Raw genomic sequence first — 24,642 nt, 5'->3', positions numbered from 1 at the left:
CTGTCGGAATTTTTGACAGGCTCTCTGCATAATCATATCTTTTAGCAAGCTAAAAAGCAAAAATTACTTCTTACTTGACTACTATTTCGTTTACCTTGGCAAATGCCTGGATCAGTGATGCGATTTCGGCCATCATGCTTAAACGGTTTTCCTTCAAAGCAGTGTTATCGGCCATGACCATTGTATTTTCGAAATAGGCACCGATCTCAGGTCTCATAGATACGAGCAGCATATAGTATTCTTCCTCTTCAACACCATTGCCGATCTTTGCGGAAACTTCAAGGAAACGGCTGTACAGCTCCGTTTCTTCCTTATTTTCAAAAAGCCCCTGATCAACTGCTGCAGGGTGTTCTGCTTTGGAAGCAATATTCAGCACACGGCTCAAAGCCTCCATGCTCTCTTTAAAACCGTCTTCTCCTTTGTGGGCATTCAATACTTCCGCTCTCTTAATTAAAGAAGCCATTGAACCGATCTTTCCTGATAAAACGGCATCAATAATATCGTAGCGGATGCTGCGCTCCTGCAGAGTATGCTTGATGCGGAGTTTAAAGAAGGACAGCAGTTCATCATATACCTGCTCTTCCTCTTTCTTTCCGACGCCTGACTCTTTGACAAGTGCAAGCGACTTCTTGATCACTTCTTCAAGCTCAAGCTTCCATCCCTTAACAGCGAGGATCTGGACGATGCCTGCTGCCTGCCTTCTTAAAGCGTATGGATCCTGCGAGCCGCTTGGAATCATGCCAATTGCAAAGAAGGAAGAAATCGTATCCAATTTCTCTGCAACTGCAAGGACTGCACCTTCATTGCTTTCAGGTGCAGAATCCTCTGCATTCCGCGGCATATAATGCTCATTGATGGCTTTAGCAACAGCGGCATCCTCACCTTTTTGGGCAGCATATTTTTCACCCATGAAGCCCTGCAATTCAGGGAACTCATATACCATCTGTGACACCAGATCAAACTTGCTGATTTCTGCGGCACGGTCAACCGTTTTCTTTTCTTCAGGATTGAGAGAAAGCGATTCTGCCAGCTCATTGGCAAGCTTTCTAACTCGTTCAACTTTCTCAGCAAGGGTACCGATCTCCTCATGGTAGACGATGCTGCCGAGCTTCTGAAGCGCTGACTCAATATCCATCTTCTGGTCTTCCTGGTAAAAGAAAGCTGCATCAGCGAGTCTGGCGCGAAGCACTTTCTCGTTCCCCTTTGCCACTTGTTCAAGGTGGTTATGGTCACCATTGCGCACAGTGACAAAGTAAGGCAGCAGCTTTCCTTCTGCAGACTTGACAGGGAAATAGCGCTGATGCTCTTTCATGCTAGTGATCAGCACTTCCTCAGGAATTTCAAGAAACTCCTCCTCAAATTTTCCGAAGAGCGCCGTTGGATACTCAACAAGGTTTGTTACTTCCTCCAGCAGATCCTCATCCACTGGAATCACCCAGTTATTTTCCTCTGCCAAGCGTTCAATCTGGCTGCGGATCCCACTTTTTCTTTCTTCTGCATTGACAAGGACAAACTGGCCAAGCAGGCTTTTTTCGTATTCTGCAGGCTCAGTGAGCTCCACCTTTTCCCCAAGAAAACGATGCCCGAGAGTCCAGTTGGATGCAGGCACCCCGGCTATTTCAAACGGGATTACATCTTGGCCGAAAAGAGCCATAATCCATTTAATCGGCCTTACATACCTCATATCCCTGTCTGCCCAGCGCATATTTTTAGGGAAAGTAAGGCTTTCCGCGATATCCTTCAGCTCCGGCAGGATAGAAGCAGTCTCGGCTCCTTTAATGAACTTATTTACATGTGCATATTCAATGCCATTTATTTCTTTAAAATAAATATCATCCACGTCCATGCCCTGGCCCCGGGAAAAGCCGATCGCAGCCTTTGACCACTCTCCAGCCTCATTCTGGGCGATTTTTCTGGCCGGACCTTTCGCCTCTTCATGGATATCCTCCTGTGTTTCACTAACATCCTTTACAAGAACAGCAAGACGGCGGGGAGTTGAAAAGGCGCTGATGCCTCCGTGCGGCACCTTCTTTTCCTCCAGCCACTTTTCCACTTTGGAAGCAAGCTGGTTGATGGAATCTGTTACAAATCTTGCCGGCATTTCCTCAAGGCCGATTTCAAGCAATAAATCACGCTTCGCCATTTTCAATCTCTCCCTTCCGCTGTAAAATCGGGAAGCCTAATTTTTCCCGTTCTTCATAGAATGTTTTTGCGACCTTCCGCGCCAGGTTCCGGCAGCGTCCAATATAACCGGTCCTTTCTGTTACAGAGATGGCTCCCCTCGCATCAAGCAGGTTGAAAACATGGGAGCATTTCAGCACATAATCATATGCCGGATGAACCAAACCTTCTTCCATCTGCCTGTGGGCTTCTTTTTCATAAATATTAAACAAGTTAAAAAGCATATCCGGATCAGAGGTTTCAAATGTGTACTTGGAATGCTCATATTCAGGCTGCAGGAAGATGTCCCTTACAGTAAAGCCTTCAGTCCACTCAAGATCAAAGACATTCTCTTTATCCTGGATATACGAAGCAAGACGCTCGATTCCGTATGTGATTTCCACAGAAACAGGCTTACATTCAATGCCGCCAACCTGCTGGAAATAGGTGAATTGCGTAATTTCCATTCCATCAAGCCACACTTCCCAGCCTAATCCGGCACATCCCAGGGAAGGATTCTCCCAGTTATCCTCCACAAACCGGATATCATGCTCCAAAGGATTAATTCCAAGGGCGCGAAGAGAATCCAGATACAGTTCCTGGATATTGTCAGGAGACGGCTTCATGATCACCTGGAATTGATGGTGCTGATAAAGGCGGTTTGGATTTTCGCCATATCTTCCATCCGCCGGGCGGCGTGAAGGCTCTACATAGGCCACATTCCATGGCTCAGGCCCAATTGCACGCAAAAACGTGTACGGGCTCATCGTTCCTGCACCTTTCTCGACATCATAAGCCTGCATAAGGATGCAGCCCTGCTCTGACCAGTGCTTTTGCAAAGTCAGAATCATATTTTGAATATTCATCCTGGCACCTCCAATAGGTATTTGTGTAATCAGAGCATTGGGAAAAAGCACAAAAAAACTCTCGTCCCTATGCTCCAAAAAGCATAGGGACGAGAGTTACCCGCGGTTCCACCCTATTTGCTGCCATTCAATGCAGCCACCTTATGTGCCCAAAGCACGCAATCCGCTCAGGAACGCCCTTCATCCAACACCCATAATCCGGCTCACACCATCCCGGACTCGCTTCTACAGATCATTCGGACTACTTCTTTCCTTCATAGCAGAACTATTAATTATTGAGAATCATAAAACAAAACAAAATAAAAGTCAATACAGAAAAGCGGAAGGCGTTTGCTCAGCCCCGACAAGCTTAAGACGAGCAGAGCGGAAGGTTGTTCTTTAACCTTCTGATCTGATTGGCTTAAGACTCGAGGGGCTAACGCCTGCAGCTGGACAATATCGAAAAGCGGAAGGCGTTTGCTGTCAAGGAACGCAGACTAAAAACGCCACGTCCTGTGGCAACGTCTGCATGACCCGCGTCCTGCGGGCCTCAAGCATAAGACGAGCCGGACGGGAGGTTGTTCTTTAACCTCCTGGCCGGATTGGCTTATGACTCGAGCCGATGGCCCCTGCAGCTGGACAATCGAAATGCGGAAAAGACTCGAGGGCCTAAGCTTTCCAGCTGACAATCGAAACGCGGAGGGGGCCTGTATCGGAGAATGACTGTGAGCTCCCCTCAGGCATTATCCTTTTTCAAAGAAACCGCCCATCTTATCCATCTGGTCCAGGAACTTTCTGGTTTTCAGACTGAGGCCGGAGTATTCATTATAGTAGGCTGAGATAATTTTTTTCAGTTCCGCTTTGGTTTCCGGCTTTACTGATATATTCCCAAGCCTCGACAAATCAAAATAATAAAAAAGGCGCAGGAGTTTTAAAGCTGCCGGCGAAATCTTATAGTGGTACGGGTCTTTCTCCAGACAGCGGTGGCAAATGAGACCGCCCTCCCTGATGGAAAAAGAAAAATGCCCATCAGTGCTTCCGCAGACAGAGCATTTATCCAGGACCGGATAAAGTCCAAGGGAATTGAGCATTTTCATTTCGTAAATATTCACCATGATTTCAGGATCATAGCCTTCGTTCATATAATTCAAAGTCTGGTGAAGCAGTTCAAAATGGAACGGATTCGGCTTCTTCTCTTCGACTGTTTTATCAGTCAGATCCACAATATAGCTGGCATATGCCGTCAGGAAGATATCCTCCCTGATCGAGCGCATGGAGGAGACCATTTCCCCCTGCTGCATAAGCCCCAGCCCGCTGCTTCTCTGAACGAGGAAGTAGCCATAAGTAAAAGGCTGGGTGACAGCCGAAAGCCTGCTGTTAGGCTTTTTTGCACCTCTGGCCATCACGCCAACCTTACCCCATTCCCGGGTATAAAGAGTAACTATTTTATTGGATTCACCATAATTGACTGTTCTCAATACGATTCCTTCGCATTTTTCAAACACTTATGCCACCATCCCTGCAAGAGACAAACCTATGAGATGGGAAAATCAACTTCTGCTAGTTCATGTTCACTGCTTCCGGGCAAATCCTGAGTTTCTTTTTCAAGCTCCTTAAAAAGAAGATATGTGTCAATATTACCTGTCTGCTTGAAGACCTTCCAGGTAAAATCCAACATTGGAAACCCCACCTTTCGATTTTTAACTAGCAATTATTAATTCCATACCTTTATCATAGCCTGTCATTAGAAAATCATAAGACGTAATAATTGTTAATAAAAAGTCTGCATAATTCCAGTTGAGGTGAAATAGGTTAGTTATGGCTGAATCGCCCTTTAATATTCATCATCTCTGAATCCGAAATCACGCAGCTGGCTCATTTTGTTGCGCCAATCCTTCTGCACCTTTACCCATAGTTCCAGATAGACCTTCGAGCCCAGCAGATTTTCAATATCTGTCCTGGCCCGCTTGCCGATTTCCTTGAGCATAGCGCCCTGCTTCCCAATGACAATCCCTTTTTGGGAATCGCGTTCTACAATGACAGTAGCCATCACATTTATGACGTCCTTGTCTTCGCGCCTCTCCATCTTGTCAATCACTACAGCAAGGGAATGCGGAATCTCCTCCCTGGTCAAGTGCAAAGCCTTTTCCCTGATCAGCTCGGATACAATGAACCTTTCAGGATGGTCTGTCACCTGGTCAGCCGGATAGAATTGCGGCCCTTCCGGTATATACTGCTTGATCTGCTCCAGCAGCGTATCCACATTGTTCCCTTCCAGCGCTGATATCGGGATGATTTCCTTAAAGCCGTATTTCTCTTTATAGGATTCAATGATGGAAAAAAGCTTATCAGGGTGAATCTGATCAATTTTATTTATGACAAGGAAGATGGGAGTCTTCACATTCTGAAATTTCTCGATGATGAACTCCTCGCCGCGGCCGAAGCCTTCTTCGGCATTCACCATAAACAGGATAAGGTCCACTTCTTTCAGCGTATTCTGCGCTATCTTCATCATAAAGTCGCCCAGCTTATGCTTTGGCTTGTGGATCCCTGGTGTATCAATGAATATAAACTGAGCATCATTGGTTGTAAGCACACCCTGTACCTTATTCCTTGTGGTTTGGGGCTTATCGCTCATGATGGCGATTTTCTGGCCAATGACTCTGTTTAAGAATGTTGATTTACCAACATTAGGCCGTCCGATAATAGATATAAATCCAGATTTATGAGTTTGTTCGCGATTGCTATTCCATTCTTTATTCATTAAGGTCCTCCGGTGAAAAAGCTCCAGGCAGCAGCTCTTCTACTGTTAATTCATTTATATCCCCTTTTAAATTCGCCAAAACCACTTTCATCGTATTTGGGCATAATTCTGAAATAACCTGGCGGCAGGCTCCGCATGGAGGAACCGGACGCTCTGTATCAGCTACAACTGCCATTGCTGTATATTTTTTGTCTCCTTCGGAATATGCTTTGAAAAGTGCAGTGCGCTCAGCACAATTGCACATGCTGTATGCCGCGTTCTCAATATTGCAGCCATGGTATATTTTACCGTCTTCAGTCAGAAGGGCTGCTCCCACCGGGAAATTGGAGTATGGCACATATGCTTTGTCCCTTGCTTTTTTTGCTTCTTCAATCAACACTTCCGTCTTCATCAGTCATTCTTCCTTTCGAAGGAGGGGAGTATTCTCCTTCTTATATTTTACCTTATTTTTGCAAGATTTTCATTGATTGTAGCAAAATCGTAATAAAAAATTTGAATTTTCCAAAAACGGACACACTATCTCATTACATGCTCTGTCATTTTAACCAAATCAGACAGCGTTTTCAAGAAAGCCCAAAATCTATTCCCGCTTTTCTTTTATAAAATTACAGGCAAGTTTGTAAATATCAGTATTTGATTGTACATACGGTTTCATTTCATTATTTTCCCTAATTTAAAAAAGAACGGCATACTGGAGCCGCTCCTACTGAAAAAGTGACCATATCTTTGGGAGGAATATGATTACACCGAGTGCTGCCGACGCAAAAGCAAACACCAGCACAGCCCCTGCTGCAGCATCCTTGGCCTGCTTTGCCAGCGGGTGCCATTCTTCTGTTGACAGATCCACAGCTCTTTCAATGCTTGTGTTGATCAGTTCCAGCGCAAACATCCCGGCAATGGCCAATATGATGAACATCCACTCGATCCGGCTTAAGGAAAAGCCGGCGCCTGCTGCAATGACCACAGCTGATGAAAGGGCATGAATCCTCATATTCCTTTCCTGCTTCAGTGAATTGCCGATACCGGCAAAAGCTGCAGCAAAAACAGGCCACAAGCCTTTCCCGGCACCCGGCTTCTTATCGCGTGAGCCCGTACTCATCAAGGATGTCCTTCTGTCTGCCGAACATTTCTCTTTCTTCCTCATCTGTTTCATGGTCATATCCAAGAAGATGGAGGAATCCGTGAACAGCAAGGAAACCCAGCTCGCGTTCAAAAGAGTGTCCATATTCACCGGCCTGTTCTTCTGTCCTCTGAATTGATATGATGATATCGCCGAGCACCCTTGGAATACCTTCCCCGGCAATTTCTGTTTCTCCTTCCCCAAGCTCTTCCATGGCAAAGGAAATAACATCGGTAGGTTTGTCTTTATCGCGGTACTCCCTGTTTATTTCCTGGATACGGTCATTCGTTACAAAGGTTACGGACAATTCCGAACCAGCTTCAACATTTTCCTTTTCTGCTGCAAAATTCAGCAGCTTTTCAACCTGTTCAATATGGCTGCTTTTTACTTCATTTGTTTCATCCAAAAAATCAATATTTAAGCTCATGCTTGCTTCACCTTCTGTTTCGTGGATTCTGGATATTCAATTCTGGAATGGAAGATCCCCTTTAGAGTTTCACAAAAAGTGTGTGCAACAATTTCCAATTCCTTCAGTGTTAAGTCACATTCGTTCAGCTGTTCATCCTGAAGCCTGTCTGAGATGATATTCCTGACAAGCCCTTCAATTTGTTCAGGTGTCGGATTGGACATGGACCTGACCGCTGCCTCGACACTGTCGGCAATGCCGATGACGGCGATTTCCTTTGACTGTGCTTTTGGCCCCGGATAACGATAGTCCTCTTCATTGATATCCATACCGTTTTGTTTGGCCTTATGGTAGAAATATTTGAGCAAAGAGGTGCCATGGTGCTGTTCGGCAATATCGACGATTTCCTTCGGCATTTTGTGCTTTCTCAGCATTTCAGCTCCGTCGACCGCATGGGCAATAATGATATTTTTGCTTGTCTGCGGCGGCAGCCTGTCATGCGGGTTTTCGATATTCATTTGATTCTCAATAAAAAAATGCGGTCTCTTTGTCTTCCCGATATCATGATAATAGCAGCCTACCCTGGCAAGGAGGCCATTTGCCCCGATTGCTTCACATGCTGACTCAGCCAGATTTGCCACCATTACACTATGATGGTAGGTCCCCGGCGCCTCAGTCAGGATTTTGCGGAGCAGCGGATGGTTCGGGTTTGACAGCTCAATCAGCCGCATGGCGGAAAGGATGCCAAAGCTCCCCTCAAAGAACGGAAGCAGGCCGATGGCCAGCACAGATGAAGCCACACCGGAGATCAATGCTGTCACTAAGTGGAAGCTGTATTCAACCGCCTCGAAATGAGTATTTCTAAGCAGCATGAGGGCGATGATCACAACAAGGTTCACCCCTGCTGCAAACAGTCCTGCCTGAAGAATCTTGGACCTGTTGTTTTGCTTGTTTAAGAATAATATACCCGCAAAGCCTGAGCAAATGATATAGATGCCCATATTTATATTCAATGTTCCGGCAGTGCCTTCATTGAACATGACGCTTCCGCAGATGGCAAGGACTATCGTAATCAGAATGGCAAGCCTTTCATTGATCAGGATTCTGATCAGCATGGCTGCCATTGCAGCCGGAAATATAAAGCCAATTTCCGGATACTGGAGCAGCTGCAGGAGGCTTACGCATTTCATCAGCAAAAGCGAAAGGATGAAAATCAGGCTGAACAGCAGGAGGTAATTCTGTTTCAGCTCCTTTTGAACATTCAGCTCATAAAAGTAATAATAGAGTGCAGCCAGAATGATGGCTACAATCAGGCCCAGCCCCAGAAACGGCTGTATGCTTTTCTGGTTGTCCAGAAGCCCTGTAAGCTCCAGCTGCCTGTAGATTTCCCTGTTGATCAGCTGGCGCTCTTCCGCGATGATCTGGCCTTGGAGGATTTTGACCGGTTCTACATTCTCTACTGCCTGCTGCCTGAGTTCTTCAGTCGCAGCCGGGTCATAAAATTCGTTCTGGATGACAGCATATCTGCCAAGCTCAATAGCCGAGCTTCTCAAATTCGTGCTCAGACTGGTATATTTCAGCTCTTCCTCCACCCTCTTTTTGCTGTTTTCAACTTCATCAGCAGGGATTTTGCTGCCCATCACATTGTTAATCGCCGTTACAGTAAGGTCCCTTGCAATCGTAAGCTCGTCCTTGGACGCCTGCAGAAGCGGTGACAGGACCGCATCAGAGACTTCCTTCGTCACATTATCTGTCAGCTTTTCCTTGAGCATTTTCAGTTTTTCCGAAGAAGAAGGCGGAACATATGCAGTTTCCTGTTCTCCATCACCCTGTTCATTACCGCTTTGTGCCGCTTCCTCGCTTATCTCTTCGTTAACTTCCGCTGCGGAATCAAATATGGAAGTGACCAGATCGACACGGTTCTGATTGATTTCCTTTTTGACTATGTATACATCGGTCACCTGGTCGGCGGCCGCCTTCTTTTCCTTCTCGGTGTTCGCCTTGTCTTCTATTGTAATCGGTGAGCGGATTGTCTGTTCAGCCACAGAAAATAGGCTTATGTCGAGCTTTTCGGGCTTTACATTGCTGAACATGGCGGCATATAGTACGATGCCGAGCAGAAGAAATAAGACGACTCTAAAGAATGTCATATCCAACAGGTTTCTGACCTTTGCCAACTGGCGCTGTAATTTTTCCATGCTTCCCCCTCCTATCCAGGCATAAGCAGGGCCGGATAAGCTCACATTTAATTTGAACTATGATTATGTAAAATGATAACAGTTTTTCCGTCAAGTTTCACCCTCTATTCACATCAACTTGGCGAAACAGAGGGTTTGCCTGCCGGCAGGGCCTTTTCAGAAAGAATAAAAACCGCCCACCAGGACGGTTTTTATTATTGGTCTGTTTTTTCGTAAGCTGAAATAATCCGGGCTACAAGCGGATGGCGGACGACATCGCTTTGCTCCAGGTAAGAGAAGGAAATTCCTTTTACAGCAGACAGGATATCTTCTGAAGCAATAAGCCCGGAACGGACTCCCTTCGGAAGGTCGACCTGTGTACGGTCACCGGTGATGACCATCTTGGAGCCGAAGCCCAGCCTGGTCAGGAACATTTTCATCTGAGCCTGTGTCGTATTCTGTGCTTCGTCAAGAATGACAAATGCATCATCAAGCGTACGGCCCCTCATATAGGCAAGGGGGGCTATTTCAATGGTACCCCTCTCGATCAGCCTTTGAGTATGTTCGGCGCCAAGGATGTCATGCAGGGCGTCGTAAAGCGGCCGCAGGTAAGGATCGACCTTTTCTTTCAGATCCCCAGGAAGGAAGCCAAGGCTTTCGCCTGCTTCAACAGCCGGCCTGGTCAGGATTATTCTCTTTACATTCCCATTTTTCAATGCATTGACTGCCATCACAACAGCCAGATAGGTCTTGCCTGTACCTGCAGGGCCAATTCCAAATACCAGATCATTTGTTTTAATCGAATTTATATATTGGCGCTGCCCAAGCGTTTTTACCCTAATGGACTTGCCTTTTGCATTCTTCGTTATTTCCTCTTCATACAGGTCGCTGAAATATTCAAGTGTGCCTTTTTTGGCCATCTGGATACTGTACATAACATCCCTGCCGCTGATATTGATTCCTTTGCGGATCACATAAATGAGTTTGTCCAGGATTTGGCCGGCAAGCTCGACAGCATCTGCCTCGCCGGACACGAAAATCGTTTCTCCCCGTGTGACGACAGACACATTCAGTTCCTGTTCGATTATTTTCAGGTTGGCATCCGAATTCCCGATCAGTGCTATTGCTTCATTAGGATCTTCCAGATGAACATTCATGGTTTTTAAGTCTTCTGTCATTCTGTGTCTCCTTGGATAATGGATTGTCCTTCTGCAATATTCTCAATAATTTGGAAATGTATTGCTATAAATACTTTACCATTCTCTACGGATTGGTGCAAAATTTTTTCTCCCTTGATCTTAGCATCCTCACTCAAGCTGTTTTTTATATCTTTTCTGGCCAAATCTTTTGCCACTTCAAAGGCTTCCTCATTGGAGTAAATCCTTGTAACGGTTTCACTTTCCCGCATGGTCCTGCTTGTAAAGCCGAGAGGGAGGGTCCATTTCAGGAATTTAATGTCCTTTCTGTTCTCTTCTATCTCATATTCACTGAATTCCGGTTTGCCAAACCCCCAGACAGGAATTGAAAAATTTCCTATATCAAAATAATATTTCCTTTTTTCTCCTCCGCTGAACACCTGGAGGGTGCTCTTAAGCGGAAGTTTCACCTCGGATTTATACCAGGTCTCCCCCCAGATTTCCCCTTTTGCCGGTACTGTCTGTGTTTGGCCGTCCTGGCCGATGATGCCTGAAACCAGAAGCTGGCCAGGGATGACATGGTCATTAATGCTGACAACAGGCTTGCCTTCTTCCACGAACATGTCCAAAATCACAGCCTTCTTTTTGGCAACCAGGTGTCTTGGGCTCAAAAGCTCCGGCTTATCCGGCTCGTTTTTCTCCACCACCTGGAAGTGGTAGGTTGTCCCCTTGAGCTCCACACCTACCCAGGTGATCTCATCCACTTCGTTGGATAGCTCACGCTGGATTCCTTCTACATTTTTAACAAAAAACTGAAGTTTACCTTTGCGGATGCCCATTTCGTCAAGCTGCCTGCGGATTTTATATTCAGTAGCAGGATCTGCCCCTTTGATTTCAATTCCCCATACCATATTGGACAAAAGGATCAGGATAACAAGGAAAGAGGCGGCACCAAAAAGAAAACCGCTGTTTTTGAGGCTTCTTTTCAGCAGAAAGGGCAGGCCGGCTCGATGAAGGAATTCAATCCTGCATCCGCTCTTCCTTACTGACGCACGGAGCCGCTTTACGTCAGTCAGCTTTATTTTAAAGGTAACCGCTTGCTCTCCATGCCTTTTTACCTGCCAGACCATGATGCCGTTTCTGGTCAGTGAGTTGATCAGCCGTTCAATGCCGGAGCCCGCAGCCTTTACAGTGATTATTCCAGAATAAAAAGCAATCCATTGATTCTTCATTTTCCTTCCCTCCGGATCTCTTTTTCAGCCAGGCCTGCGGTTCAAAAGAATCACCGCATGGCGCTGGCCATTATTCGTCTATATACTGCACCTGGTCAATTTTGCCTTCCAGCAGTATCTCTTCAGGGAGTATGGTCTTAATGACAAAGGTGCTTCCTTTGATGAGCAGCTGCCCTTGCTTGAGCAGAAGCCTGAGCTCTTTATCACTAAAAGCAATCAGTCCGCGGTGGTTCTCAATATATATATGAATTTGCCCAATCATTGTTATCCGGGGTAAATCCATCATGACATCTTGAGGAAGCTCCATTTGGTTGGTCATCCAGCTGCGAATGTATTGTCCCCACTTTTTAGCCATAAAAAAAAGAACCCCCTTTCATCTCATATGTATGAGATGGAAGAAGGTTCTAGCACTCTTTTTATTCGTTAATGCCGCCCGTTCAGCGTCTGTGCAGCCTGCGCGGGTTCTTTGACCGGGGGGGCCCGAGGATTTCTGACCAGACTATTGCGTCCGCAAGCTTTTCCCGGCTTACTGCAGCCCGTCCGGCAGGTTCAGCTTTAGTGCTCTTCTCAGGTTTTCCAGCAGCATTGCGTGCATTCTGAACCCTTCTTTCCAGCAGATCCTGCCTTTCAGAAAGCCTCCTTGCGCGTTCTTCTGCCTGCACTTTTCTTTCCTGATAATAAGACTCCATGCTTTCGAGCGTTTGCCGTCCTGCTTCCTGAACCGGTACAGCCGGTTTTTCCTCCGGCTCATACCCGGCATCGGCATACGGTCCCGGTTCAGGCTCCGCATTCCCCTGCTGCTGTGCCGGTCCAGTAGTGCCGCCGCGTTTTGCCTTGCTGAAAAGTGAGGAGATGATGCCGATCAGCACAACTAGAATAAATGGATTTTCCAATAAGAATTCCAAGGAGAATCCTCCTTTCCCAGCATATTCCCGGCTAGTTAGTCATTATTTTTCCCATCCATGCCTGGATCTGTTGTTCTTCCAATTGAACCCCTCATATCCGTATCAGCAGATATATTCTGGATGTTCATGTAATCCATCACCCCGAGATTACCTGACCGGAGAGCTTCTGACATGGCAAGAGGGACTTTGGCTTCTGCTTCGACAACCTTTGCTCTCATTTCTTCTACTTTTGCTTTCATTTCCTGCTCCTGGGCAACGGCCATTGCACGCCTTTCCTCAGCCTTAGCCTGGGCGATCTTCTTATCTGCTTCCGCCTGCTCAGTCTGAAGCTCAGCACCGATATTCTTGCCGATGTCCACATCCGCGATATCAATGGACAGGATTTCAAATGCCGTGCCTGCATCAAGGCCCTTCGACAGAACTGTCTGAGAGATCATGTCAGGATTTTCAAGTACTTTCTTATGATTATCCGAAGAACCGATAGTCGAAACAATCCCTTCACCTACACGGGCTACGATTGTTTCTTCCCCGGCTCCCCCTACAAGCCGCTCAATATTTGCCCGGACCGTGATCCGCGCTTTAGCTTTGACTTCTATCCCATCCATTGCCACACCGGCAATGAACGGTGTTTCAATCACCTTAGGATTGACACTCATTTGTACAGCTTCCAGAACGTCACGTCCAGCAAGGTCGATAGCGGCGGTTCTCTCAAAGCTCAATTCAATATTGGCCCTGTGTGCGGCTATCAGTGCGTTTACAACCCTATCCACATTACCTCCGGCCAAATAATGGCTCTCAAGCTGATTTGTTGTAACATCCAGACCCGCTTTATGGGCTTTAATCAAAGGATTGATGACCCTATTCGGGATGACCCGGCGGAGCCTCATTCCAATCAACGTGAAGATGCTGACCCTGACGCCTGCCGCCAGGGCGGAAATCCAGAGTGCCACTGGTACGAAAGTAAACAGCACCGCCAGCAGAATAACGGCCAAAACCACGGCTACTAAAATAAATACAGTTCCTTCTCCTAACATTATGTTCCTCCTTAAAATCTATTTGTCATCCCTGTTTCCACGGGAGTCCATTCATTGATCGGCTTTTTTTTCCATATCAAGCATTTCTCTCACAACAATCCGGGAGCCTTCTGCTTTTACGACCCTTAACCTTGCCCCTTTCTGGATAAAACCGCCTTCGCTGACAACATCGATTCTTTCATCCTCGAGCACAGCCGTCCCGGCCGGCCTTAATGCAGTCAGAGCATAGCCTTCAAGACCGATAAGCTCTGCACGCGTCTTGTTTGAGATATACCCTTTCTCAGTGCTTGTCGAATCGCTCAATATAATTTTCCTGAAGAATTTCATTTTTTTACCAAACACCTTTATCATTAAGATGGATACCAAAATAGAAATGCCAATGGCAATCAAAATGGATACGGCCGTATGGACAACGTTGTCAGTTGCAAGAAACAAGCTTCCTACAACCGAAACAAGGCCTATTGCCCCGGCAATCCCTCCTGGAAGGAAAAACTCCAGTATGATCAGCCCCAGGCCGACCAAAAACAAAACGATGGACTCATATCCTGCCAGGCCTGCAACCATATGGCCGTAAAAAAACAGCAGGAGGGCAGCAAGTCCCATCGATCCCGGGATGCCGAATCCCGGCGAGTAAAGCTCAAGCACAAGTCCCAGGCTGCCGACAGACAAGAGAATCGGCACAACAACCGGGTGGGTGATAAAACGGGCTATTTTCTCTGCAAAGCTTTCATCCAGGCTCCTGATCTCTGCCCCTGAGTAGCCAAGAGTGTCCAGCAGTTCATCAAGAGATGAAACAGTGCCTTCAGAATACCCTGCCTGCTCTGCCTGCTCTGATGTCAAAGTGAGAAGCTTCCCTTTTGGGGCGCCATATTCCGGCAGATCAACCGACTCATCCGCCATGGCCAGTGCTATCTCCGGATCCCTGCCAGACTGGTTAGCAGCACTCTTCATTGCGCTCAGCCAATAGGATTCCGCTTTCTTTCCTGCGGTGTTCCCTGATTGATCGATAATGGCAGCAGATCCCATGACAGCACCAGGCACCATGTATATTTCATCCATATTCAAAGAGATATAGGCACCGGCCGACAGGGCCTGATTATTGACAAAGGACACCGTCTTCAATTCTGTTTCCGCAAGCAGCTTGCCTATTTTCCCGGCAGCATCCACTGCGCCCCCAGGTGTATCCATTTCAAAAATAATGGCAGAAGCCCCATTCTCTTCAGCGGTGCTGACAGCCCTGTTCAAAAATGCATAAAGGCCTTTTTCCACTGTTTCTTCAATGGGAACAACGTATACCACTTCATTATCAGCATTCCCTTTTTCGGGAATCAGCATAATCAGCAGGATGCCCAAAAACGCCAGCAGAGTGACTGCCCTTCTGAGAGCCACCATTTTCTCCTCCTTTCCCAAACAAAAGTTAATCTTCTTTTACTTACGTTTTAAAAAGAAAAAAGATTCATTTTTAGCACATTTTCTCTTTTCGGCATTATTTTTTCCTATGTAATAGTTTTTAACAGCGGCACACCTTCCATACGTACCCTGAATTTATTGCAGTATGCCGCTCACAAGCAATAAAAAGACCGCAGGCAGATTGCTTGCGGTCTTTTGGCATACTTTTCATGAAAGGTGTTGTTGTACAAGTTTATTTACAAGTGAGCCGTCCGCTTTGCCTTTTACTTTAGGCATAATGGCAGACATCACTTTTCCCATATCGGCTTTTCCTGATGCTCCAGTTTCTTCGATTGTCTCCTGGACAATCTTAGATACTTCATCCTCAGACAGCTGCTTGGGCATATATAGCTCGACGAATATCAATTCGTTCCGCAATTTTTCAACAAGGTCTTCACGACCTGCTTTTTCAAATTCATGGAGGGAGTCCTTGCGTTGTTTCACTTCGCGAGAAAGGACAGTTAACTCCTGCTCTTCGTTAAGCTCTCCGCCAAGCTTGATGGCTTCATTCTGCAGAGATGCTTTAATCATCCGAATGACAGTGAGTTTATCTTTTTCTTTGTTTTTCATCGCTTGTTTCATATCATCATTTAAACGCTCGAGAAGACTCATAGTTGATACACCCTCTCTTAGAACTTACGTTTTCTAGCAGCTTCGGACTTCTTCTTGCGCTTTACACTAGGTTTTTCGTAGAATTCGCGCTTTCTCGCCTCTTGTAAAGTACCTGTTTTAGATACAGAACGTTTGAAGCGACGAAGAGCATCTTCAAGCGATTCGTTCTTTTTAACGACTGTTTTAGACATTCTCTTTCCCTCCCTCCGAGCACAACACACTTACATCAGAAACATAGATTTCCATGTACCTTGCAATTATAATATAACAGTGATACAAGGTCAACTGTAATTCATCACGGGCAGGTGCAGTTTTTTTTTTGCAGGCTCTGTCCTTTCATTTAATTTACCATAGAAGCGGTAAAATTAAACCCTTTTCGCAAGGCATGTCCAGTCCCATTCCTTCATAGAGTTTAAATGAAGGAGTGAGAACGCATGCTGCTGATTATCCTGTTTTTATTGTTGATTATTTTTTTCATATACGGAATGGCACTGTTAAGATCAGGGTTATACGGACTTTCCGGTGATTCATTCAAGCGGAAGATCGCCGCTTACACCCATTTCCCCTGGCAGGGGATGCTGGCAGGAATGCTGATTACTGCTGTCCTGCAAAGCAGCTCTGCTGTTATGGTGTTGACTATCGGCCTTATTTCCGCCCGGATCCTGACCTTCCCCCAATCGATCGGCATCATCTTGGGAACAAATATTGGAACGACGTTTACAACAGAATTCATCACCTTCAATATCGAGTCTCTCATCATCCCCCTGGCAGCAGCCGGGTCTTGCCTTATCTTATTTGGCAGAAAGGCACTGAAGCATATTGGCATGGGAATCCTTGGCATCTCCATTGTACTTTCCTCGATGAAGGGCTTTGAATTTCTAGCTTCCCCGCTGCAGGGTGTCCCTTTTCTGACCGATATTCTCGGGCTTATGGAGAACAGCCATCTGACCGGTGCGGCAGTTGGCATGGTGCTGACAGCGATCATCCAATCCAGCACTGCGGCTGTGGGGATCATCATGGGGTTTCTGAACGGCGGGATCATAGAATTGGATACAGGCATAGCCTTTATGCTCGGAGCCAATATCGGGACCTGCCTCACTGCCTATCTTGCATCCATTGGCGCAGGGAAGGAGGCGCGCCTCACTGCCTTTGCACATATCTGGCTGAATATAGCGGGAGCAGCCCTTTTCCTCCCTTTCATAGCCTCCCTTTCCTCATTCGGCGAATGGGCAGCGGCCGAACCGGATGTCCAGCTGGCACATGTGAGTGTATTATTCAATGTGCTCACTTCTTTAATGGTACTGCCGTTTGCTGAACATTTTGGAAGGTTAATTATGAAGATCCATGACAAATAAAAAAAGACAGGCCAGCAATTGATGCTTACCTGTCTTTTCCATTTAGTAATCAGTAATCTGAATCGCTCGTTAATCCATTAACGATCGCCACTCCGGAGCTTGCACCGATTCTTGTAGCTCCTGCTTCAATCATCTGCTGAGCATCTTCGGTGCTGCGGACACCGCCTGATGCTTTAACACCGATTTCAGGACCGACTGTTTTTCTCATCAGCCTGATATCTTCAACGGTTGCGCCCCCAGTAGAAAAACCTGTAGAAGTTTTAACAAAATCTGTGCCTGCTTTTATAGCCAGCTCACATGCCAGGACCTTCTCTTCCTCTGTAAGGAGGGATGTTTCAATAATGACCTTTGTAAGTGCCTTCCCTTTTGCCACCTCAACGACTGCACGGATATCTGCTTCTACAAGATCACTGCTGCCGCTCTTTAATGCACCGATATTAATAACCATATCTACTTCAGTTGCGCCGTTCTCAATGGCATTTTTAGTTTCAAATGCTTTTACCTCAGGTGTTGACGCCCCCAGCGGAAAGCCGATGACAGTGCAGACATCTACGCCTGAACCCTCCAGCAGTTCACTCGCGTAGCTGACCCACGCAGGGTTAACACAGACAGACGCGAAACTGTATTCTTTAGCTTCTGAACAAAGTACCTCAATCTGTTCTTTTGTCGCATCTGCTTTCAATAATGTATGATCGATCATTTTTGCTACATTAGTTGCCATATCAATGGTTCTCCTTTCAACAAACAAGTTGTCCGTACCTCTACATCATACCATTGTCTTATCGAAAAAAGTAGCTGAAATTATGGGTTTTAATCGTTTTTTGCAATCGTTTTCTTCATCCCGTCTATTTTTTCTATATTAAAAGGGAAATATGTAGACCGAAGAATCCTCCGGCCGATTTTTGACAAAAAAAAGAATGGGGAATACTCCCCATTCTTTTTTATCACATACTTAGACAGCCGCTTCTTCGTATACAGCATCCTCGTCAACGACCCGGACAAACTGTCCTTCATTAAAAGGATAGCCTGCCTTGGATATCTTGACTTTCACGATTTTCCCTACCATCTCTTCTGATGCTGGGAATACGACTTTCAGGTAGTTGTCAGTATACCCGACATAAAGCCCGCTCTCAGGATCTTCCTTGTAAATTTCCTCAGGAATGACTTCAAGCACCTCATTTTCAAACTGTGATGCATATTCCTTTGCCAGCTGATCGGAAAGGGAAATAAGGCGGTGCACCCGCTCATTCTTAATTTCCTCATCAATCTGGTCTTCCATCCGGGCTGCAGGTGTACCGGTCCTTTTTGAATAAGGGAACACATGCAGCTCCGAGAATTTATGCTCTTTGATAAAATTGTAGGTTTCCATAAACTCTTCTTCGGTTTCACCAGGGAAGCCGACAATAACGTCAGATGTGACGGCAAGGCCGGGAAGCGCCTCTTTTAGGCGGTCAAGGCGCTCTGCAAAGAATTCCATTGTGTACTTTCTTCTCATTCTCTTAAGTACAGTATTAGAGCCTGACTGCAGAGGAATATGCAGGTGCCTTACGACCACTTCAGACTTGTCCATCACCTCAATCACTTCATCAGTGATCTGGCTTGCTTCGATAGAGGAAATGCGAAGACGCTTCAGGCCTTTTACCTGTGCCTCGAGATCCCTTAGCAGCATGGCAAGATTGTAATCCTTCATGTCTTCTCCATAGCCGCCTGTGTGGATGCCGGTCAGGACAATTTCCTTATAGCCTGCATCGACAAGCTGCTGCGCCTGGCGGATGACTTCCTGCGGATCGCGGGATCTCATCAAGCCCCGTGCCCACGGGATGATGCAGAATGTACAGAAGTTATTGCAGCCTTCCTGAATTTTCAGGGAAGCGCGTGTCCTGTCCGTGAAGGCAGGAACATCCAGTTCTTCGTACACACGGTTTTTCATAATATTTCCGACAGCATTGATCGGCTGGCGTTCTTGTTTATACTGTTCGATATACTCCAGCATCTTGACCCTGTCCTGTGTACCCACGACGATATCCACACCAGGTATGGCCATTATTTCTGCAGGCGAGGTCTGGGCGTAGCAGCCTGTTACACAGATTACAGCATCAGGATTCTTCCTGATCGCCCTTCTGATGACCTGGCGGCTTTTTTTATCACCTGTGTTTGTTACTGTACAGGTATTGATTATATATACATCGGATGCAGATTCAAAATCTGTCCGTTCGTAGCCTTCTTGCTTAAACAATTGCCAGATTGCTTCTGTTTCATAATGATTCACCTTACAGCCAAGTGTATGAAAAGCAACTGTTGCCATTGTATTCACCTCATTAGTTCAAAATGATAAGAAACAGCCGCAAGCGCATATAGCGGCGCTGTTTCAGTACGCAATATCCTCGGGCCAAGTCCGCATGACAAAAATCCATTGTCCTTTAAGAGTGCAACTTCCTTTTCCGAGAGGCCGCCTTCCGGGCCAAACACCATGAGAAGGGACTGCCCCTTTTCCATGCCCGACAAAAGAGATGCAAAAGCAGAGCTTTCCCCGTCTTTGGCATCTTCTTCATAGGCAATCACTTTACGGTCATAGCCCTTGCCCAGGTCTATCAGCTCTTTCATGCTCACAGGCTGGAGCACATCAGGCTGCAAATCTCTATGAGACTGCTCAGCCGCTTCTTTGGCGATTTTCTGCCAGCGTTCTGTTTTCTTTCCCGCTTTCTTCTCATCCCATTTTACAATCGAACGGGCTGCAGTAAAAGGGATAAACACTGAAGCTCCAAGCTCTGTCCCCTTTTGGATGATCAGCTCAAGCTTATCCCCTTTAGGCAATCCGCTCGCTATTGCAGCTTTGATTGGAAGCTCTGAGCTCGCTTCCTTCCATTGTACTACTTCCGCAATCACTTGTTCATCGGTAATTTCTTCAATCCGGCATACCGCACTCCTGCCGCCGCGGACGGCACAAATAATGCTGTCCCCTTCCTTCATGCGCATGACCCTTGTAATATGGTGGAAATCGTCGCCTGCTATGATGAATCTGCCATCCTTATCCCGATTTGTAAAATATCGCTGCATGGCTGCACCTGCCTACCTTTCCTTATTGCAAATGCCGTATGGCTGCTGCAAATCCGCCAAACGGAAAAAAGGGATTTTGAAGGACATGGGGTATATCCCAGCTTCAAGTACTCCCGTTTTTCCCGTCCAGTCAAATATTTGTCTTATTTATTTTTGGCAATGATGGCGACCCAGTCTTCCATCTGCAGGATTTCTTCAATTTCGAACCCGGCCTGGATGATTGCCTCTTTGACCTGCTGCTTTTTCTGCTGAATGATGCCAGATGCAATGAAGCGTCCGCCTTTTTTCACCGTTTTGGCCACTTCATCTGTAAAGCGCAGGATGACCTCGGCAAGAATATTGGCAACTACGACATCGGCCCCTTCCTGCACTCCGTTTAACAGGTTGTTCTGCGAAACACTTACAATCTCATGCACCTTATTCAGCTTAATGTTAAGCCTTGCAGACTTAACAGCCACTTCGTCAAGATCAAGTGCTTCCACTTTTTCCGCCCCGAGCATGGCAGCAGCAATGCTGAGCACACCTGAACCGGTTCCGACGTCAACGACTCTGTCCCCTTGTGCCACCGTACGCTCCAGCGCCTGGATGCACATGACTGTCGTCGGATGTGTCCCGGTGCCAAAAGCCATGCCCGGATCAAGCTCGATAATCAATTCATCGCTGCTTACAGGCGTATAATCCTCCCAGGTCGGCACAATGGTGAACCGTTCAGATATTTTAACAGGATTATAATATTTTTTCCAGGCAGTGGCCCATTCCTCTTCGTTCACTTCACTGATCGTCACTTTATTAAGCCCGATATCAATATTGTAAAGGATAAGGCCATTGATGGCTTCCTTAATTTCATCCACCGTCTCGCCCAGGAAGCTGTTGACCGGAAGATAGGCTTTCACAATAACGCCTTCCTCTGGGTAATCTTGCGGATTGAGCTGGTAGATTTCACCGAATTGATCTTCTCTGTCTTTAATCAAATCAAACGGATCCTCAATGACTACTCCGCTTGCTCCGGCTTCATGCAAAATGTTTGAAATCGGTTCAATCGCCTCATTTGTTGTATGAATGCTGATTTCTGACCATTTCATTCTCTACCAACTCCCATTCCTTTATTCACCCTTAAAGGCTCTTTTTACCTTTGCGAAAAAGCTTTCTTCCTGTTCACCCTGCGGCACTTGGCCGCTCACTTCGCCAAACTCCTGCAGAAGCTGTTTCTGTTTTTCTGTCAGTTTTGTCGGCGTGACAATCCGCACAAGTATGTGCTGGTCGCCATTTCCATAGCCCCTCACATTCGGCACGCCTTTTCCTTTCAGGCGGAAGCGGGTGCCTGTCTGAGTCCCGGCAGGAACCTTCAGTTTCACTTTTCCGTGAAGGGTCGGCACCTCGATCTCATCACCAAGTGCTGCCTGGACAAAAGTGATTGGCATTTCACAGTAAATATCGTCAGCTTCGCGTTCAAAGAATTCATGGCCCCTGACATGGAATACTACATATAGATCTCCTGGAGGACCGCCGTTAATTCCTGGTTCCCCTTGTCCGGTCACGCGCAGCTGCTGTCCGTCATCAATGCCGGCCGGAATTTTTACATGGATCTTCTTCCGCTTGGTCACTTTGCCTGTGCCGCCGCAAGTTTGGCATTTTTCTTTGATTTCTTTGCCTGTGCCGCTGCAGTACTGGCAGACCCTTCTGTTGACAATCTTGCCGAACGGCGTATTCTGCTCAACATTCAGCTGGCCGGAGCCATGGCAATGCCGGCAAGTTTCAGGCTTAGTGCCAGGCTTGGCCCCTGAACCGTCGCAAGTCTCGCATGTTTCTTCCCTCGGTATTTCAATATCAGTTTCTTTTCCGAATACCGCTTCTTCAAAAGAAAGGGACATTGTATATTGAAGATCGGCCCCCTGCCTTGGTGCATTCGGATCCCTTCTCCTTCCACCGCCTCCGAAGAAAGTACTGAAGATATCTTCGAATCCGCCGAATCCGCCTCCGAAATCTCCTCCTCCAAAGCCCTGGTTGGGATCTGTATGGCCAAACTGGTCATAGTGGGCGCGTTTCTGATCATCACTCAAAACTTCGTATGCTTCTTTTACTTCCTTGAATTTCTCATCTGCGTCCGCTTCTTTATTAATATCAGGATGATACTTTTTTGAAAGCTTGCGGTAGGATTTCTTTATTTCATCCTTGCTGGCACTTTTGCTGACCCCCAGGACCTCATAATAATCCCGTTTGCTCATGAATTTCACACTCCCCGGTCATTTCACATAAAGATTATTGTATCACTCTATAAAGAAAAAGTGCAATAGTTAAACTAAAAGCGGAGGCGGCTTGTTCAGGCCCGACAAGCTTAAGACAAGGAAGAGCGGAAGGTTGTTCTTTAACCTTCTGATCTGCTTGGCTTAAGACTTCGAGGGCCTAGCCGCCGGAGCTGGATAAACTAAAAGCGGAGGGCGCTTGCCCTAATAAGGAACGCAGGCTAATCACCTGGCCTAATCACTGCTCCAGATTAAGAAAAAAAGCCAAAGTCAAGTGGAACCTGACTTTGACTTTTATATCCTGCTGCCTGCTATTATTTTTTGTCGTCGTCGTTTACTTCTTCGAATTCTGCGTCCACGACATTGTCATCTCCGCCTTGGCCTTCAGCACCCTGAGCTGCCTGAGCCTGCTTCGCTGCTTCTTCGTAGAGCTTCATAGAAAGATTTTGCACGATTTCCTGAAGGGCATCCTTTGCAGTGCGGATCTCTTCCAGCTCGTTCTTTTCGATTGCCGCCTTCAGTGCATCCTTAGCTTCGTTCGCTTTCGCAACTTCCGCTTCATCCACCTTGCCTTCAAGATCCTTTAAAGTTTTTTCAGTTGTGAAGACTAGCTGGTCTGCCTCATTGCGAAGCTCCACTTCTTCTTTGCGCTTTTTATCTGCTTCTGCATTTTCTTCTGCTGCCCTGACCATTTGCTGGATTTCATCGTCAGAAAGGCCTGTGGAAGATTTAATTGTAATTGTCTGCTCTTTGTTTGTTCCAAGATCTTTGGCGCGTACATTGACGATGCCGTTTTTGTCAATATCGAAGGATACTTCGATTTGAGGTATGCCGCGCGGTGCCGGCGGGATATCAGTCAATTGGAAGCGGCCAAGAGTTTTATTGTCAGCTGCCATTGGGCGTTCACCCTGAAGCACATGAATGTCAACAGCAGTCTGGCTGTCAGCCGCTGTAGAAAATACCTGGGACTTGGAAGTCGGGATTGTTGTGTTGCGTTCGATTAGCTTTGTGAACACTCCGCCCATTGTTTCGATTCCAAGTGATAATGGCGTTACATCCAATAGGACTACATCTTTAACATCTCCGGAAATGACTCCGCCCTGGATCGCTGCGCCCATAGCAACAACTTCATCAGGATTTACGCCTCTATGAGGGTCTTTTCCAACTTCCTTCTTGATTGCTTCCTGAACTGCAGGAATACGGGTTGAACCGCCGACAAGGATGACCTTATCAATTTCTGATGGAGAAAGCCCTGCATCTTTGAGCGCCTGGCGCGTAGGTCCCATTGTACGTTCTACAAGGCCCGCTGACAGTTCATCAAACTTCGCTCTGGACAGTGTAACCTCCAGGTGAAGAGGACCTGCATCCCCTGCAGTGATGAACGGAAGGGAGATTTGTGTAGAAGTGACGCCGGACAAATCTTTCTTTGCTTTTTCAGCTGCATCTTTCAAGCGCTGAAGCGCCATTTTGTCTTTTGAAAGGTCGATGCCGTTTTCTTTTTTGAACTGTTCTACTAGATAATCAATGACTACCTGGTCGAAGTCATCCCCTCCGAGACGGTTGTCGCCGGCAGTTGATTTAACTTCAAAAACTCCGTCGCCAAGCTCGAGGATGGATACATCAAATGTACCGCCGCCAAGGTCATAAACAAGGATTGTCTGGTCTTCGTCCATTTTGTCAAGACCGTATGCAAGAGCCGCTGCTGTAGGCTCGTTGATGATGCGCTCTACTTCCAGGCCGGCAATCCTGCCTGCATCTTTTGTCGCCTGGCGTTCAGCATCATTGAAATATGCTGGAACTGTGATAACAGCTTTCTCAACCTTTTCACCAAGATAATCTTCTGCATAGCCTTTAAGATACTGAAGGATGATAGCAGACATTTCCTGCGGCGTATATTCCTTGCCTTCTGCTTCCACTTTATGGTCTGTACCCATATGGCGTTTAACAGAAATGATCGTGTTTGGATTTGTAATGGATTGGCGCTTAGCTACCTCGCCAACCTGGCGTTCGCCGTTTTTGAATGCGACAACTGATGGAGTTGTACGGTTTCCTTCCGGATTCGGAATTACTTTAGGCTCTCCGCCTTCTAGAACGGATACACATGAGTTTGTAGTACCCAAGTCAATGCCAATGATTTTGCTCATGTT

Annotated in this window: 24 protein-coding genes; 1 reads left to right on the top strand and 23 read right to left on the bottom strand. The window is 46.6% G+C overall.

Going from position 1 to position 24,642, the window contains the following annotated elements:
- Window positions 1-70: 70 nt before the first annotated feature.
- The 17 genes from glyS to rpsU all read right to left on the bottom strand — a co-directional run bounded on the left by glyS (window position 71) and on the right by rpsU (window position 16,031).
- Window positions 71-2,143: a glycine--tRNA ligase subunit beta gene (gene glyS / locus RBB45_RS01050; RefSeq protein ID WP_306009023.1), complete on the bottom strand. Its 2,073-nt coding sequence runs from the start codon at window positions 2,141-2,143 to the stop codon at window positions 71-73.
- Complete coding sequence (gene glyQ, locus RBB45_RS01045) at window positions 2,130-3,026, bottom strand: glycine--tRNA ligase subunit alpha (protein WP_022544204.1); 897 nt, start codon at window positions 3,024-3,026, stop codon at window positions 2,130-2,132. The genes glyS and glyQ overlap by 14 nt, the downstream gene beginning before the upstream one ends.
- A gap of 722 nt (window positions 3,027-3,748) precedes the next feature.
- Entirely contained in the window at window positions 3,749-4,510 is a 762-nt protein-coding gene (gene recO / locus RBB45_RS01040; protein ID WP_009791403.1) for a DNA repair protein RecO, read from the bottom strand.
- A gap of 29 nt (window positions 4,511-4,539) precedes the next feature.
- Window positions 4,540-4,683 (bottom strand): YqzL family protein, encoded by a 144-nt coding sequence (locus RBB45_RS01035; RefSeq protein ID WP_009791402.1) that lies wholly within the window; start codon window positions 4,681-4,683, stop codon window positions 4,540-4,542.
- 156 nt (window positions 4,684-4,839) lie between these two features.
- On the bottom strand, window positions 4,840-5,769 hold the full coding sequence (gene era / locus RBB45_RS01030; RefSeq protein ID WP_009791401.1) for a GTPase Era: 930 nt from the start codon (window positions 5,767-5,769) through the stop codon (window positions 4,840-4,842).
- Window positions 5,762-6,160 (bottom strand): cytidine deaminase, encoded by a 399-nt coding sequence (locus RBB45_RS01025; protein WP_009791400.1) that lies wholly within the window; start codon window positions 6,158-6,160, stop codon window positions 5,762-5,764. The genes era and RBB45_RS01025 overlap by 8 nt, the downstream gene beginning before the upstream one ends.
- A gap of 312 nt (window positions 6,161-6,472) precedes the next feature.
- A complete protein-coding gene (locus RBB45_RS01020) occupies window positions 6,473-6,868 on the bottom strand; it encodes a diacylglycerol kinase family protein (RefSeq protein ID WP_224951532.1) in 396 nt (131 codons plus the stop codon).
- Window positions 6,846-7,316 carry an rRNA maturation RNase YbeY gene (ybeY, locus tag RBB45_RS01015; RefSeq protein WP_009791398.1) on the bottom strand — a complete coding sequence of 157 codons (471 nt, stop codon included), beginning with the start codon at window positions 7,314-7,316 and terminating at the stop codon, window positions 6,846-6,848. The genes RBB45_RS01020 and ybeY overlap by 23 nt, the downstream gene beginning before the upstream one ends.
- Window positions 7,313-9,493 (bottom strand): HD family phosphohydrolase, encoded by a 2,181-nt coding sequence (locus tag RBB45_RS01010; protein ID WP_101550337.1) that lies wholly within the window; start codon window positions 9,491-9,493, stop codon window positions 7,313-7,315. The genes ybeY and RBB45_RS01010 overlap by 4 nt, the downstream gene beginning before the upstream one ends.
- Window positions 9,494-9,687: 194 nt before the next feature.
- Window positions 9,688-10,650 (bottom strand): PhoH family protein, encoded by a 963-nt coding sequence (locus RBB45_RS01005; RefSeq protein ID WP_129612071.1) that lies wholly within the window; start codon window positions 10,648-10,650, stop codon window positions 9,688-9,690.
- Entirely contained in the window at window positions 10,647-11,840 is a 1,194-nt protein-coding gene (gene yqfD / locus RBB45_RS01000) for a sporulation protein YqfD (protein ID WP_129612072.1), read from the bottom strand. Before yqfD ends, RBB45_RS01005 begins: the two co-directional genes overlap by 4 nt.
- Window positions 11,841-11,910: 70 nt before the next feature.
- The gene (yqfC, locus tag RBB45_RS00995) at window positions 11,911-12,195 is read right to left on the bottom strand and encodes a sporulation protein YqfC (protein WP_022544206.1); all 285 of its coding nucleotides are present in this window, start codon (window positions 12,193-12,195) and stop codon (window positions 11,911-11,913) included.
- A gap of 82 nt (window positions 12,196-12,277) precedes the next feature.
- Window positions 12,278-12,745, bottom strand: coding sequence for a hypothetical protein (locus tag RBB45_RS00990; RefSeq protein WP_306009022.1), 468 nt, complete (start codon window positions 12,743-12,745; stop codon window positions 12,278-12,280).
- Window positions 12,746-12,780: 35 nt separating this feature from the next.
- On the bottom strand, window positions 12,781-13,779 hold the full coding sequence (gene floA / locus RBB45_RS00985) for a flotillin-like protein FloA (RefSeq protein ID WP_009791392.1): 999 nt from the start codon (window positions 13,777-13,779) through the stop codon (window positions 12,781-12,783).
- 51 nt (window positions 13,780-13,830) lie between these two features.
- On the bottom strand, window positions 13,831-15,171 hold the full coding sequence (locus RBB45_RS00980) for an NfeD family protein (RefSeq protein ID WP_094767035.1): 1,341 nt from the start codon (window positions 15,169-15,171) through the stop codon (window positions 13,831-13,833).
- Window positions 15,172-15,396: 225 nt separating this feature from the next.
- The gene (locus tag RBB45_RS00975) at window positions 15,397-15,840 is read right to left on the bottom strand and encodes a GatB/YqeY domain-containing protein (protein ID WP_009791390.1); all 444 of its coding nucleotides are present in this window, start codon (window positions 15,838-15,840) and stop codon (window positions 15,397-15,399) included.
- Between the two features lie 17 nt (window positions 15,841-15,857).
- Entirely contained in the window at window positions 15,858-16,031 is a 174-nt protein-coding gene (gene rpsU, locus RBB45_RS00970; RefSeq protein WP_009791389.1) for a 30S ribosomal protein S21, read from the bottom strand.
- Window positions 16,032-16,274: 243 nt separating this feature from the next.
- On the opposite strand from rpsU, the gene RBB45_RS00965 reads away from it, so the two are divergent.
- Window positions 16,275-17,195: a Na/Pi symporter gene (locus RBB45_RS00965; RefSeq protein WP_148949015.1), complete on the top strand. Its 921-nt coding sequence runs from the start codon at window positions 16,275-16,277 to the stop codon at window positions 17,193-17,195.
- A 49-nt stretch (window positions 17,196-17,244) separates the two neighbouring features.
- Here the strand turns inward: RBB45_RS00965 and deoC are convergent, their stop codons facing one another.
- From deoC to dnaK, 6 genes are all read right to left on the bottom strand, one after another.
- A complete protein-coding gene (gene deoC, locus RBB45_RS00960) occupies window positions 17,245-17,916 on the bottom strand; it encodes a deoxyribose-phosphate aldolase (RefSeq protein WP_224951537.1) in 672 nt (223 codons plus the stop codon).
- A gap of 231 nt (window positions 17,917-18,147) precedes the next feature.
- Window positions 18,148-19,500: a tRNA (N(6)-L-threonylcarbamoyladenosine(37)-C(2))-methylthiotransferase MtaB gene (gene mtaB, locus RBB45_RS00955; protein ID WP_009791386.1), complete on the bottom strand. Its 1,353-nt coding sequence runs from the start codon at window positions 19,498-19,500 to the stop codon at window positions 18,148-18,150.
- 5 nt (window positions 19,501-19,505) lie between these two features.
- Complete coding sequence (locus tag RBB45_RS00950; protein ID WP_009791385.1) at window positions 19,506-20,252, bottom strand: 16S rRNA (uracil(1498)-N(3))-methyltransferase; 747 nt, start codon at window positions 20,250-20,252, stop codon at window positions 19,506-19,508.
- A gap of 143 nt (window positions 20,253-20,395) precedes the next feature.
- Window positions 20,396-21,334, bottom strand: coding sequence for a 50S ribosomal protein L11 methyltransferase (prmA, locus tag RBB45_RS00945; protein WP_101550344.1), 939 nt, complete (start codon window positions 21,332-21,334; stop codon window positions 20,396-20,398).
- 21 nt (window positions 21,335-21,355) lie between these two features.
- Window positions 21,356-22,477: a molecular chaperone DnaJ gene (gene dnaJ / locus RBB45_RS00940; protein WP_094767031.1), complete on the bottom strand. Its 1,122-nt coding sequence runs from the start codon at window positions 22,475-22,477 to the stop codon at window positions 21,356-21,358.
- A gap of 332 nt (window positions 22,478-22,809) precedes the next feature.
- On the bottom strand, window positions 22,810-24,639 hold the full coding sequence (gene dnaK / locus RBB45_RS00935; protein WP_009796260.1) for a molecular chaperone DnaK: 1,830 nt from the start codon (window positions 24,637-24,639) through the stop codon (window positions 22,810-22,812).
- Window positions 24,640-24,642 lie beyond the last annotated feature (3 nt).

The organism is Bacillus sp. MMSF_3328 (assembly GCF_030733525.1).
Taxonomy (GTDB): Bacteria; Bacillota; Bacilli; order Bacillales; family Cytobacillaceae; genus Bacillus_AB; species Bacillus_AB infantis.
The sequence above is the reverse complement of the archived record's forward strand: the minus strand, read 5'-3'. Positions and strand labels throughout refer to the sequence as shown.